This window comes from Janthinobacterium sp. HH102, assembly GCF_001758625.2.
In the GTDB taxonomy this organism is placed as follows: Bacteria; Pseudomonadota; Gammaproteobacteria; order Burkholderiales; family Burkholderiaceae_D; genus Janthinobacterium.
Window position 1 is genome coordinate 2639266 of record NZ_CP062062.1, and the last position, 13664, is coordinate 2652929.

14 protein-coding genes are annotated in these 13664 nt (G+C 61.7%); all 14 read left to right on the forward strand.

The features are described 5' to 3' along the window. Positions 1 to 3: 3 nt before the first annotated feature. A complete protein-coding gene (locus JAB4_RS12095) occupies positions 4 to 432 on the forward strand; it encodes a hypothetical protein (protein WP_070221351.1) in 429 nt (142 codons plus the stop codon). Positions 433 to 467: 35 nt separating this feature from the next. Further along, positions 468 to 857, forward strand: a complete 390-nt coding sequence (locus JAB4_RS12100; protein ID WP_139143646.1) for a hypothetical protein — start codon at positions 468 to 470, stop codon at positions 855 to 857. Between the two features lie 86 nt (positions 858 to 943). Further along, on the forward strand, positions 944 to 1114 hold the full coding sequence (locus JAB4_RS12105) for a hypothetical protein (RefSeq protein WP_175444741.1): 171 nt from the start codon (positions 944 to 946) through the stop codon (positions 1112 to 1114). Between the two features lie 125 nt (positions 1115 to 1239). Continuing rightward, positions 1240 to 6417 carry a tape measure protein gene (locus JAB4_RS12110; protein WP_070221353.1) on the forward strand — a complete coding sequence of 1726 codons (5178 nt, stop codon included), beginning with the start codon at positions 1240 to 1242 and terminating at the stop codon, positions 6415 to 6417. After that, complete coding sequence (locus JAB4_RS12115; RefSeq protein ID WP_070221354.1) at positions 6414 to 7883, forward strand: hypothetical protein; 1470 nt, start codon at positions 6414 to 6416, stop codon at positions 7881 to 7883. The genes JAB4_RS12110 and JAB4_RS12115 overlap by 4 nt, the downstream gene beginning before the upstream one ends. Then, positions 7880 to 8899, forward strand: coding sequence for a hypothetical protein (locus JAB4_RS12120; protein WP_070221355.1), 1020 nt, complete (start codon positions 7880 to 7882; stop codon positions 8897 to 8899). Before JAB4_RS12115 ends, JAB4_RS12120 begins: the two co-directional genes overlap by 4 nt. Then, positions 8896 to 9156 carry a hypothetical protein gene (locus JAB4_RS12125; RefSeq protein ID WP_139143647.1) on the forward strand — a complete coding sequence of 87 codons (261 nt, stop codon included), beginning with the start codon at positions 8896 to 8898 and terminating at the stop codon, positions 9154 to 9156. Before JAB4_RS12120 ends, JAB4_RS12125 begins: the two co-directional genes overlap by 4 nt. Next, entirely contained in the window at positions 9153 to 9899 is a 747-nt protein-coding gene (locus JAB4_RS12130; RefSeq protein ID WP_070221356.1) for a hypothetical protein, read from the forward strand. The genes JAB4_RS12125 and JAB4_RS12130 overlap by 4 nt, the downstream gene beginning before the upstream one ends. 48 nt (positions 9900 to 9947) lie before the next feature. Continuing rightward, positions 9948 to 10778 carry a hypothetical protein gene (locus tag JAB4_RS12135; protein WP_070221357.1) on the forward strand — a complete coding sequence of 277 codons (831 nt, stop codon included), beginning with the start codon at positions 9948 to 9950 and terminating at the stop codon, positions 10776 to 10778. Further along, a complete protein-coding gene (locus JAB4_RS12140) occupies positions 10778 to 12022 on the forward strand; it encodes a tail fiber domain-containing protein (RefSeq protein WP_193725213.1) in 1245 nt (414 codons plus the stop codon). The genes JAB4_RS12135 and JAB4_RS12140 overlap by 1 nt, the downstream gene beginning before the upstream one ends. A gap of 174 nt (positions 12023 to 12196) precedes the next feature. Next, entirely contained in the window at positions 12197 to 12526 is a 330-nt protein-coding gene (locus JAB4_RS12145; protein WP_227742144.1) for a hypothetical protein, read from the forward strand. Then, positions 12523 to 12960 carry a D-Ala-D-Ala carboxypeptidase family metallohydrolase gene (locus JAB4_RS12150; protein ID WP_070218204.1) on the forward strand — a complete coding sequence of 146 codons (438 nt, stop codon included), beginning with the start codon at positions 12523 to 12525 and terminating at the stop codon, positions 12958 to 12960. The genes JAB4_RS12145 and JAB4_RS12150 overlap by 4 nt, the downstream gene beginning before the upstream one ends. After that, the gene (locus tag JAB4_RS12155; RefSeq protein WP_070218205.1) at positions 12957 to 13352 is read left to right on the forward strand and encodes a hypothetical protein; all 396 of its coding nucleotides are present in this window, start codon (positions 12957 to 12959) and stop codon (positions 13350 to 13352) included. The genes JAB4_RS12150 and JAB4_RS12155 overlap by 4 nt, the downstream gene beginning before the upstream one ends. Then, positions 13349 to 13648, forward strand: coding sequence for a hypothetical protein (locus tag JAB4_RS12160; protein WP_070218206.1), 300 nt, complete (start codon positions 13349 to 13351; stop codon positions 13646 to 13648). Before JAB4_RS12155 ends, JAB4_RS12160 begins: the two co-directional genes overlap by 4 nt. Positions 13649 to 13664: the final 16 nt, after the last annotated feature.

The window sequence follows — 13664 nt, forward strand, 5'->3', positions numbered from 1 at the left end:
ACCATGTCCAATATCAAAAAATTCGCAGTCGACGAAACCAGCACGTTGCACCTGAAGGACGCCAATGACGACCTGATGTACGCCGATGGTGCAGACGGCAACCCGGACAAGAACAAACCCATGCGCATCAAGCTGTACGGCCCCGGCTCCAAGCAGTACGCCAAGGTGCAGGCCGCCAGCAACAACAAGCTGTTCACCCGCCTGAAGAAAAAAGGCAAGGAAGACCAGTCGGCGGAAGACCAGGCGCAGGAAGGTGCCGACAAGCTGGCAGCCCTCACGCATTCGTTCGAGAACATCAGCTACGACGACCTGACCGGTGAAGCGCTGCACAAGGCCGTGTACCTGGACGAAACCATCGGCTTCATTCCTGCCCAAGTCAACGGCCATCTGGGTGACTGGGCAAATTTTACGAAGACCTCGGCGAAGAACTAAGCCTGTTCGTGCGGTACAGCGCCTGGCTCGGCGCCGTGCCCGAGGCAAAAGAGGGCGCGCGGGCCGACAGCGCCGCGCTGTCGCGCCGCGAACGGATCGAGCGCGACGGTGGCGAAATTGAAACGCCGCCGTTCGACCAGGGCGATTACCTGATTGGCTACCTCTACGAGGTGGGGCCTACCGTGGCGGCCGGCATGGGCGCCGGCCCGGTGACATTTACCGAGATTGCCGCATGGCAGGCGGCGCGCGGCTTCGAGCTGGAGCCATGGGAGGCGCGCCTGCTGCGGCGCCTGTCGATCGACTACCTGGCCGAGTCGCACCGAGCTACCAAGCGGGATTGCCCTCCGCCGTGGGGTGGATCTGTTGCCGTTCGCGTCAGCGCCGACCGTGCATCAGCACGGGCCTTGGAGTTGTTTCTTGCATAGCAGGGGAAAAGCAAAAAGCCCGAACGCGGCAAACGTATCGGGCTTTTTTAATTCAGCATTCAATCTCGACTTGAAAGTGAATATACATGAAGTATACCCCGAAAAATAAAGTGAAGGTGGAGGGAAAGATGAACCAAAAGGATGCCGGGATTGTCGGTAAGCGCCTTGCTGCGGCGGCAGTGATTGCCGCAATCGGAATTGCCATCGGCTCAGCCTGTGCAGGATTGGCGCTCACATTGAAGCTGTTCTTGCAATAAAGACTGCCGCATCCGTAGTGCGGCAGTGCTTCACCAGTAAATTTTAAATACCCCATCACTCGCCTTCAGCGGGTTTTTTTTCGTCCACGCTACCCACGAGGTGGCTTTTTGTTATTGGAAAAGCAATGATTGTGGGTGATATGGAAATCCGGCTTCGCGCCGACATTGCTCGGCTGCAGGCCGACATGAACCAGGCGCGTCGCGTCGTCACGGAAACACAGGACAAGATCAACGCGGCCGCCAATGCCATGAAGACGGCGCTGGCCGGCATCGGCATCGGCGCCGGCCTGGCCGAAATCATCAAAATGGCCGATGAATACGCCAAATTCACGGCGCAGTTGCGCTTGGCGTCGACGTCCGTCGCCGATTACGCCGCTTCCTATGAGGCGGTGAAGCGTATCGCGAAAACATCGCAGCAGGATCTGGCCAGCACGGGGGTGCTGTATGCGCGAATTGCCAACGGCACGCGTGAACTCGGCACCACGCAAAAGCAAGTGGCTGCCATCACCGAGACCGTCAACCTGGCGCTGCGCGTGAGCGGCGCCACGGCAACCGAGTCGGCGTCGGCCCAGCTGCAGCTGTCGCAGGCGTTCGCGTCGGGCACGCTGCGCGGCGAGGAATTCAACGCCGTGAACGAGGCGGCGCCGCGCCTGATGAAGGCGCTGGCTGACGGCATGGGCTTGCCGGTGGGCGCGCTCAAGGCGATGGCGGGTGAGGGGTTGATCACTTCCAACATCATGGCCACGGTGCTGCCGAAGGCGTTGGAGTCGCTGCGTGAGGAAAGCAAGAATATCCAGACGATTTCGGGCGCCTTTACCGTGCTGAAAAATGAAATGCTGGAGTTTTTCGGCATCCAGGCTCAGGCCAATGGCACCGTAGCGATGATTACCAGTGCAATTCGGTTGCTCTCCGAAAATCTGGGAGGGCTGGTAATTATCCTTAAAACGCTGACTGCGTATCAAATCGGTACGTGGTTGGCAACCTGGGTGGCCAAGACGTATCAGCAGGTATCGGCAAGCATTGCCCTGCGAGCTGCTACGGTGGCAGCGGCTGAGGCCGAAATGGCAAGAACTACGACTCTTGTGGCGCAGTCGCAGGCAGCCATCACCGGTCTTGCAGTCACGCATGAGGCTACGCTTGTCAGGCTGCGCTCGGCAAATGCCGACATTGTTGCTGCTCAAGCCGCAATCGCTGCGGCCAGTGCTGCCGGTGCATTAAGTTTTGCACTTCGCACACTGCGATTGGCAACGGCAGAGCTTGCGGTCGCAGAAACGTTGCGAGCTGCGTTTCTGGTAGAGTCCGCCGCGCTTGATCGCGCCAAGGTCGCGGCTCTTGCGCAGCTTACAGCGGCAACGGCTGCGCAGGCCGCCGCCCAAGCAGCTTTGAATGGCGTCACTGCCGCAGGCATTACGGCCGCCGGTGTCGCGTCCAAAGCGATTGGATTCTTGGGTGGGCCAATCGGCGCGATCATCCTGCTGCTTGGTACTGCGGCCCTGGCATGGGAGGTGTTCGGGAAAAAAGCCAAAGCAGCCAATGAACAAGCGGCTGAATCTTTTGAAGAGGCCCATGCCCGGATCATCAAGGCCCTTGATACCCAGATCGATAAGCAGCAAAACCTGCTGCAGCTTAAAAATCTCGGCCTGACCAATCAACAGGCGGAAAAAGAACTGCCCATCATCAAGCAGCTGGAGGCGGCAACCAAAAGGATGGGCGACCTCAATGCGCGTGCTGGTGATTTTGCAGGAATCAGTAACGACGATGCAATTTTCAAGCGCATTGAGTTGAACAAGCAGATTAATGAATTGCTTGAAAAGCAAGCAAAAGCTACCAAGGGCGCGGCCGATGTTGCGAAGGTCACGGGAAACGAAGCCTATAACGAGTGGAAAAAGACCTATGCCACCCGCGAAGAGCAGCGTGCCGCCGAGATCGCCGACCTGAAATCGCGCAATTTGAATGCGGAGCAGTACGCCGACATTCTGGGCCGCATCAATTTGAAGTACGCCGACAAGGGTGCGGCAGCCGGGCTGAAAAAAGAGGAGCAAGCCTATGCGACCCTGATCGCCAGCATCCGCGAGAAGATCGAGGCCGGGCGCTTGGAGAATGCCACCGACGTCGATGCGACCGAGAGCCAGAATCTGCGCATCAAGCTGGAAGAGGAAATCAAGACAGGCAAGCTGAAACTGGCTGACGCGCACCTGATTGTGGCACGCGCGGCGCTGGAGGAACTGGCAGCTGAGGAAAAGATCGCCAAGGCCCGTGCCACGGAAAAGGATGTATCCGCGCGCATTCAGGAAAGCACGCTGGCGCGCCATGACTCCGCCGCGGCGCTTGCGGTGGAATACCAAATGATGGGCAAGTCCAGCGACGCACGTGAATTGGCCATGGTGGCGGTGCGCGAGCAGACGGCGCTGGAAAAGTTCCTACTGCAGGAAAAACTGGCCGGCAAGGCGGTCACCGAGGACCAGATCAAGCGCCTGACGGATGAGGCAGCCGCGCGCGTGCGTGTCGAGCAGGCCACACTGGCGCAGACCAAGGCGCTGGGCTATGCCGCCCAGCTGGCCGACGAGAACCGCCGCTTTGCTGCCGAATCGCTGTTTGACGAAAAGGCGCGCGCTGCCGCGCTGCTAAAAAACGACGCCGCCATGTGGCAAGAGCGCATTGCCTTGGCAGGTGATGGTACCGAGGCCCAGAAGCGCCTGCAGGAACAATACTTGACCTGGTACAGCAACCAGCTGGCCAAGCCCGAGATCGAAGCCAACCGAAAAATGTGGGAATCGATCGATACGACTGCACACGATACGTTCGTGTCCATCTTCGATTCGGGCAAGTCGGCTTTCGACCGCCTGCGCGACACCCTGAAAAACGGGCTGCTGGACCTGCTGTACCAAATGACGATCAAGAAATGGATCCTGAACATCGGCGCATCGGTATCGGGCGGCGGCGCGGCTGGCCTGGCATCAGCCGAAGGCCTGGGCCTGAGCGGCGGCGCGGCTGGCGGAGGCTTGGGTGGCATTGCTAGCCTGGCACAAAGCGCCAAAACGGCCTACACCATCGCCACTCAGGGATTCTCTGGCGTGGCCGCAGGCATCGGCGGCAGCATTGCCACATTGGGCAATCTTTTCGGCTCATCGGCGGTATCTGCGTTCGGTACGGGCATGAGTCTGACTGCTGCGCAGGCCAGCACAGCTGCAGCGGCCTACGGCTCGGCTGGTATGGCCGGCACCGGCTCGGCGCTGACTGCCGGTGCAGCAGCTGGGCCTCTGGTTGCCGCAGCTGCAGGCATTGCCGCGGGGGTGTTGGGTGGCCGAGCAATTTCGGGCCAGTACGGTAGCAACTCGACCGTAAACGTCGGCACTGGTATTGGCGCAATCGCTGGGGCATTCATGGGTGGCCCCATCGGCGCGGCGATCGGCGGCGCCCTGGGCGGCGTAATTGGCGGCATTGGCAATCGCATCTTCGGCATGGGCGACAAGAAGTACGGAGAAACGGGGATCACCGGCACGCTGTCCGGTACCGGCTTTAGCGGTACCGAGTATGCCAAATGGACGCAAAAGGGTGGCTGGCTGCGTAGCGACAAGTCGGACACGGACCGCAAAGCCGTCGACGCCACGACGTCCAATGCGTTTGTGGAGACCTACGCCGCCATTCGTAACGTCTCTGCCACCCTGGCCAATACGCTGGGCATCGATACGTCCAGCCTGGCCACGCGCGCCCAGGCGCTCAACATCAACCTGACCGGCCTTACCACTGAAGCGGATCGGATGGGCGCCGTGACCAAGTTCTTTGAAGGTGTCGGCAATGCCATTGCCGTCGAACTGCTGCCCAATGTCGGCCAGTTCAAGCAAGGGAACGAAGAACTGAGCGTCACCTTGCAGCGCGTGGCCGGAAATTACGCCGGCGTCGACGCTGCGCTGCAGCTGATCGGCCGCACATCGCAAGAGGCCTTCGGCGCTGTGGGCGTCGCCACCATTGGCGCGCGCGAAAACCTGATCAAGCTGGCCGGCAGCCTGGACTCGCTCTCCAGCGGGACCAGCTTCTTTTCCGAAAACTTCCTGACGGAAGCCGAAAGGATGGCGCCCGTGCTCTCGACCGTGGCCGATACGCTGGGTAAGCTCGGCATGGCCGGCACCACGACCATGGACGATTACAAAAAGAAGGTGCTGGGTCTGAACCTGGCCAGCGCGGCGGACCAGGAGCTGTACATCAAGTTGCTGGCTCTGGCGCCCGCGTTCAAGGCGGCATCGGATTACAGCAGCCAGCTGGCCGCCGCGACGGGCAACTATGCCGCCGTGGTCAAAACGGCCAGCGAGATCGCCAGCGAGCGGATGGATCTGCAGAAACAGCTGAACGAGCTGACGAAAAGCGAAACGGAACTGCTGGCCATCCAGCGCTCCAGCATCGCCGCCGTCAACCGTGCACTGTTCGACCAGGTGCAGGCCGCCAAAGCGGTGGTCTCAGCCAAGGATGCACTGGGCAAGGCCTACGAAAAGGAATCGGCCGCAGCCCAGACGGCGCTGGATAAATCGAAGTCGTGGGTGGCGACCTTGAACAGCCTGAACGACAGCATGGCCCTTGGCGGCCAGTCCGTGCTGACGCCGGAGCAAAAGTATGCCGAGGCGCGAGCCCAGTTCGAGAAGACCCTGGCGGCGGCAAATGCCGGCGACACGACGGCGCAGTCCGGGCTGTCGGCTGCCGAGCAGGCCTTCTTGACGGCATCGCAGGTAGTCAACGCCTCGGATGCGAAGTACGCGGCGGATTACGCGCGCGTCATCGCCGCCAACCAGGACGCTGCCAAGTGGGCCTCCGCTCAGGTCGACGTGCAGCAGGCCAGCCTGGACGCCCTCAAGGCCCAGGTGTCGGGCCTGATCACCATCAACGACAGTGTGCTGACGGTGGCGCAAGCCATCGCCAACCTGCATGCCGCGATGGGCACGGCGACCGGCCTGGGCGTGCAGTTCGACGGTTCCCATGCCGGCGGCCTGGCCAATGTGCCGTTTGACGGCTACGCGGCCGAGCTGCACCGCGGCGAAGTGGTAGTGGATGCGCAAGCGGCCGCTGCCATGCGCCGGTATTTCGGTGGTGCGCCAAGCCAGGGCGGCGGCAACAACGACGCCCTGGTGGCCGAGATCAAGAGCCTGCGGGAAGAGGTCAAGGGCTTGCGTGCCGATCAGGACAAGCAGACCGGCGCCGCCATCCAGGCCACAGTCGAATCGAACGCCGTTGCCGCGAAAACCGTGGTCGAGGGCGTTGATAAATCTGCCCGGGCAGCCGCTCGGGTGAAACAGGTGGAGTACAGTAAATGACAGATGCACAATTCCTGGAGTGGCTGGAGACACCTTCGGCCATTCGCATGGTGCTCATCGAGGTGCAAGTGAACGTGGCCGGTCAGGAGGTGACGCGCTATATCGCCTCCCGACCGTACCTCACCGGGCCGCTCGAGGTGCCGGCGAACACCGAGTATCTGCCTCTGGCCACCGGTGGCCTGGCCTTTACCGAGCAGGTCAGCCTGACGGGCGAGGCGGGCTTGTCCGGCGGTGATATCGAGCTGGACAATGCTGATGGCGCGCTCGATAGCTGGCTCGCCGACGTCTGGCGAAACCGGCCGATCAAGGTCTGGTCGGGCGACCTGCGTTGGCCGCGCGTGGATTTTCGCCTGGTCTTCGACGGCATCATTGCCGACGTTGGCAGCACGGACCGCAATTCCATTAACCTGGCGCTGCGCGACAAGCTGCAGCGCCTGGACACGCCGATTACCGAGGCCAAGCTGGGCGGCGTTTCGACAAACAAGGATGTAACGCTGCCCATTCCGCTCGGCGAATGCCACAACGTGACGCCGCTGCTGACGAACCCGGCGACGCTGGAATACGGGTTTCTCGGTGCTGTCGAGTCGATATTCGAGGTGCGCACCAACGGCAAGCCGGTGCCGATCACGGTCGACAACGCGACGGGCCGCTTCAAACTGACTATCAACCCGCTGGCCAATGCGGTGACGGCCAGCGTGCAGGGTGACAACGTCGGCGGCTATGCGCCCCGTATCGCGCCGCTGGTGCAGCGCATCGCCACCGGCTACGGCAAGGTGGAGGACCGTTTTACTGCCGCCGACCTGGACCTGCTCAACCTGGCCGCCTTCGATGCCGCGCACCCGCAGCTGGTGGGCCTGTATGTGTCGGACCGGACCAATCAGGCACAGGCTATCCAGCAGCTGGCGGCCAGCGTGGGCGCGCAGGCGCTGATGTCGCGCACCGGCAAGCTGCGCCTGATCCAGATCGCGTTGCCGGCCGCCGGCGTGCCGGTGGAGATCGGCCCCGACCAGATGCTGGAAGGCTCGCTGCATCCGGCTCAGCGCCTGGCGGTGGTGGCGGCCGTCAAGATCGGATACGACCGGAACTGGACCGTGCAGGCCAACCTGACGACCAGCATCCCGCCCGCGCATGCCGATCTGTACGCCACGGAATGGCTGACGGAGACGGTGGTCGATGAGGTGGTTAAGGCACGCTACCGCTTGACCGATGATCCGCCTCAAGTCGATACCTGCCTCAAAACCACTGAAGACGCGCACGCGGAAGCGGCGCGGCGCCTGGCGCTGCACAAGGTGCAACGCACGATTTACGAGTTTGACGGGGAGCCGGAGATGATGCTGTTGGAGCTGGGGCAGCCTGTGGTGCTGCGCGATAAGCGTTTTGGCCTGCAGGACGGCGCGCCTGGCGTGGTGGTGATCCTGTCGCCATCGTGGCTGACCGGCCGCGTCACCGTCGGGGTGTTGGTATGACCCCCATCGGCGGTACCCGTGACCGCTTGATCATGAACACCGTGCCGCGCTTCGAGCCGGCCAACGATCGCGTGCTGCTGCTGGCGGCGACGGCGCAGGCCTTCAAGGTGGCGGCCACGACAATCGCGGCGCCGGCCAGCATTGATTTCACGGCCGGGCTGGTAAATATGCAGGGCCAGGTGGCATTCTCCGCCAGCAATGCCAGCGTGCTGACGCGCGTCGGCAACGTGGCCACGCTGACGTATGGCGGCATGGTGGGCGAGAGCGTGACGATCACGGCCAGCATCGTGTCCGATGGCCTGACCTATACGGCCAGCCAGACCGTCAGCAAGATATTTGACGGCGTGACCGGCAATTCCTCGCGCGTTTGCTACAGCAAGACCAGCCTCTCCTCGCTGGCCACCGCCCCGGCAACGATCAGCACGGAGGGTAGCACGTCGTTCCCACCGCTCAATACCTGGGGCGCGGGTACGGTGTGGGAGGGATCGCCGCAGGCCTTTGGCGCCGGCGAATCGCTGTACCGGTCCGACGGCATTTTCAATCCGGCCAGCGGCACCACAAGCTGGGCCGCGCCCTACCTCAACGCATTGAAGGTGGGGCAGCTGAGCGCGATCAGCGCCGATCTTGGTCAGGTGACGGCGGGCGACATTTACAGCGCGACGCTGCATGGCGGCGCCGGGTATCCCTCCAGTAATTACGGCTGGCCCAGCAACGGCGGCACTGGCTTTCATTTGAGCGCCCAAGGTTTGCTTATCGGCAATATCAACGTGCCAGGTGGATTTTTCCAGCTGTCGAGTTCTGGCTATTTTGAAATGCCAGGGCTGACTGTGACCCCCGGATCAGCGGGATCCGCACCGATTGCAAAGTTTTCCGGGGAACTTGTGTCGGCCACCGGAACGATTGGCCTGTTGCGCAGCCGGGCAACTGGCGGGCGTATCGAAATCGCTGGTGACGCTATTAAAATTTTCGATGACTTCGGTACTCGGCGCGGCGTATTTGGGAACCGCGAAACATGAAATATGGACTGACACTATATAAGCCTGACGGCACAGTGCTGGTCAGATCGGAGAGTTTTGGTATCGTATTTGTTGACCTGATGGTCATAACGCCGGGCATGACTGCAGTCCGAGCATTTCCCGCATTCACCGGGCGCACGTTTAAGACACTAAGTGGCTCATTGGCACAACTGAGCTACCCAGGTGGGGTGCCGACAGTTTCTGTCGATGGATCTGAATTTAAAAAAATTGAAAAAATATATATCTTCTCTTTATGAAATTCGGAATCCATATTGAAAATAATGACGGTGGGCTGATTCTTTCTGCGGAAAGCCCGGGTCTGGCCTACATCGGCTCGGCGCCTTTCATCGGGTCGGCTGATGAGCCCGGCTCTCCCAGCACGGCGAAGGTGTTGGGCCGCTACCGTATATCTTCGATAAACGAGCCGCTGGTTTTCATCGAACTGGTGCCAGGCGCGCTGTTCAACGTCTATTCGGTGACGCTGTCGGCCAGCAACACGTGGGACATCTTGGTCTATTGCTCAGACGTCTCCGGTGGAAGCGGGGCTATTCCGACTGCTCGGGTGGCTACCGTCCATTGTTTCGCCCCACTTGTTGGTCCTGTGAGTAGCGGATATGGGTTTTGGCTATTTGATGCCGCCGGAAACTGCACATTTGATCTTGGCGCCAAGATGATCATGCCGCGTGCCATTGGCGAGTTCCCCGCAGCGACTCCTCCTCCCGACTCGTTTGATCTGCAAAGCTACGCAATACCAAGCATGGCACGCCCCGCGATTTGCGGCCTTGCCGACGGCGTCGGATCGAGAGGGTTGGTTAACATTTCCGGCTCGGGAACCTCGACGGAACTCGATTTTTCTGGCGCTTTTTTATTCCGCGCTCCCAGCACATTGGACCGAACGCAAATGTGCGTCTATGCGGAGCCTGTTGACATTCCGCCATTCGCGCTGCGAATGCGCTACCGCGCCAGCACCGTACTGCTCATTGATATGGCAGATTATTAATACTAAATTTTGGGATAACGACATGACCCACAAAGAGCTGGCGACACCATGAGCAACCTGCGCATCATCTACGACAATGCTGGCGACCGCGCCGTGCTCTCTGCATCCAGCCAGGCCGGCGCGCTGGGCCCGGCCAACCTGCAGCGCGGGCGCAAGTCCGCAGTGCTGCGCTCGGTCGGCACAACCCTGACCATCACCGCGACGCTGCCGCTGGGCGAGATCTTGGGCGGCGTGGTCCTGCCATTCTGCAACCTGACTTCGAATGCCAAAATGCGCGTGCGCGGCTATACCGCGCCAGGCGATGCCGTGCCGGCGATTGATACCGGCCTGATCCTGGCTTGCGCCTATGCACCACTGGGCGCCTGGGACTTTGGCGCTACGGCACTGGCGGTCAATGCCTTTTCGTTTGGCGGCGGCGCCTATGCTCGGGCCTGGTTCCCGCGCAAGACCGCGCGTCATTTTGTGATCGACCTCGCCGACCCTGGCAATCCCGCCGGCTACATCGAGTGCTCGCGCTTGGTGATGGGGAATTACTGGGAGCCGGAGAACAACGCCAGCTACGGCGCCAGCGTGACGCCGCTCGACACATCGACGCTCTACAGGACGGCCGGTGGTGAGCAGCGGGTTGCCGCTGGCAGCACCTACCGCAAGTTGTCTTTGCCGCTCGAGCACATGACCCCGCTGGATCGCGCCGCCGTGTGGCGCCTGGTGCGCGGCAGCGGCAAGCGCCTGCCGATTCTGGTGAGCCTGTTTCCTGACGATGCTGATCCCGAGCTCGAGCAAACCCACCAGCTGTACGGCCGCCTTGCTGAACTGGCCGCCATCTCGACACCGTATTTTCAAACCTATGCAACATCGCTTGATATCGAGGAGCTGTAATGGCAGACATTTTTTACGCGGGCATGCCGGACTGGCTCGACGCGCTCAATCAGTTGGCGAATGGGCAACTGGAGCCAATTCAGGTCGACTGGAACGCTATGCCCGGCTCCATCAAAGCGATCCTGAACAAGCCGATCCTGGCGGCCGTGGCTACATCGGGTAGTAAAGGCGACATTGGCCTCGGCAACGTCGACAACACCAGCGATGCCAACAAACCGGTGTCGATCCTGCAACAGGCAGCGTTGGACGGAAAGGCAGCCAAAGGCAGCAAGGCTGATGCTGGACTGTCCAACGTCGACAACACCAGCGATGCCAACAAACCGGTGTCGATCCTGCAACAGGCAGCGTTGGACGGAAAGGCAGCCAAAGGCAGCAAGGCTGATGCTGGACTGTCCAACGTCGACAACACCAGCGATGCCAACAAACCGGTGTCGATCCTGCAACAGGCAGCGCTCAATTTGAAGGTGAATGCGGCAAGTCCGAGCACCACTGGTACCTGGTCGCATAGCGGTGGGTCGCTATCGTTGAATTCCGGCGCGGCCAATTGGGGATCACTCGGCTCGGCCTCGGCGAGTTCGTCGTACCTCGCATTTATTCGGGGGGGAACTAGTGCACCCGCAGGGTACATCGGCACAGATGGCGGGGGGGTTATTAGTGGTGGCAGCGGCACCAATCTAGTGCTGAGAGCAACTAACTACTTACAGTTGGGGGCCGATTCAGGAGCTGTCCTGCCGATTACCGACGCTACGGCAACCTTCGGTTCTTCGGGCTACCGCTGGACGAATTCATATTTCACGGTGTCGCCGACCATCACGTCTGATGCGCGCGAGAAAGACAGGTTTCGCGTACTCACTCCCACTGAGATCGCGGCAGCCGCTGACCTGGCACGAGCGATTGGAGTCTACCGCTGGAAAACCGCAATAATGTTGAAGGGAGACGGTGCCCGCGAACATATCGGGCCGACAGTCCAGGCCGCGATACAGATCATGGAATCGTACGGTCTCGACCCGTTCAAATATGGATTCATCTGCTACGACTCGTGGCAGGGAGGAACCATCGAGCATGCGGCCATCGAGGCGACAGACGACCGGGAAATGCAGGCAGCATGGACGGAAACGATTCCCGCCGGTGACCGGTACGCATTCCGCTACGACGAGTTGAATCAGTTTATCGCGGCAGGTTTCGAAGCGCGCCAGGCCGCAATCGAGGCCCGGCTCGCCGCCTTGGAAAGCGCAGTTCCGTAATTTTACGTCGTTGACTTACAGCAATCTAGCCGCCTCCGGGCGGCTTTTTCATTTCCACCACCTGAAAGGCACTACATGGCCATCGAAACAACCGCCGCCGGCGGCGCACTGATCAAAATTTTTGGCATTCCGGTCCTGGCCGGCGCTGCCGCAACTTCACTGGGATTCATGTTCATGTGGCCAAAAACAGCCAAGGAAGCGGGCGTACGCTTCTTCGTCACCATTCTCTTTTCCGCCCTGATGGGTCCGGCCTTGGTCGTGGTCGTGCGCAACTGGGCGCCAAGTCTGTTCGACAGCGCGCGCGCCGTCGCCGTGCTGTACGGCAGCGACCCGGCCCTGGGCTTCCTGTTCATCGCTGCGCCGCTGATGGTGGCCGCCGGCTTGCCCGCCTGGTGGGTGCTGGGCGCCACGGTGCGCTGGCTCGACAAGCGCAAGGACAAGGACATCGGAGAGCTGGCACGCGACGCGGCCGCCATCGTCAAGGACGTGCGGGGTGGCCTGTGAACCTGAGCCCACATTTCGGTCTGGCCGAGCTGGTCGCCTCGCAGGTGGCCACCCGCCAGGGCATCGACAACGCGCCTGCACCCGCCATCGTCGCCAACCTCACGCGCCTGGCCGCGCTGCTCGAGCAGGTGCGCGCGCTGGTCGGCGCGCCCATCGCCATTTCCAGCGGCTACCGCTCGCCGGCGCTGAACAAGGCCGTGGGCGGCGCGGCCAGCAGTGCGCACGTGCTGGGCCTGGCCGCCGATATCAGCACGGCCAAGCTGGCGCCCAAGGCGCTGGCCCTGCTGATCCGGCAAAGCGATATCGCCTTCGACCAGCTGATCTACGAGGGCACATGGGTGCACATCGCGCTGTCGGCCAGCGCGCCGCGGCGCCAGGTGCTGACGGCCAAGTTCGCCGGCGGCGGCGTCAGCTACGTGGCGGGCATCGTATGAGCGCCCTGGGCGCGCTGGCGGGCGCCGCCGTCAGCGGAATCTGGAAGGCGGCGGCCATTGTCCTGGCCGGTGTTCTGCTGGCTGTTGCCAGCTCCACCGGTACCGGCTGGTGGCTGGCCGCCAGCGACCGTGACACCGCGCGCGCGGCGCTGGTGCTGGAGCAGGGCGTCACCGCTGCGCTGCGGGCCTCGATCGGCGAGCAAAACCGCGCCATCGATGGCATGGCCAAGGCAACCCTGGCGGCGCAGGAGCGCGGCGCCGCGGCGCAGGCGGCGGCAGCTGCCAATGGCAAGAAATACGACGCGGCCCTGGCGAAGGTCGTTGGCGTGCGTGCAACGACCTGCGACGAGGCCATGCCGGCCGTCAGGCAGATCCTGGAGGGCGTGCGATGAAAAAGGAAACCTTCAACTTGACCAAATTGGCATGTTTGGCCATGGCCTTGCTGCTTGTAGGCTGCACCAGCGCGCCGCCGGCGGTGCAGCGAGTCGAAGTTCCCGTCTTCACACCATGCGTAAAGGAGGTGCCGCAGCGCCCGGTCTACGAATTCGACCAGCTGGCACCAGCTGTAACGGATGGCGAGATCGTCCTGGCGCTGGCACGGGACTGGCCGCACGGCCGGAAGTATGAAGTGGAACTGGAGGCAGTAATTGCGGGCTGTATTCTGCCAGATGAAAAAGCAGAGCGCTGATTGTCGCTGCGCTAAC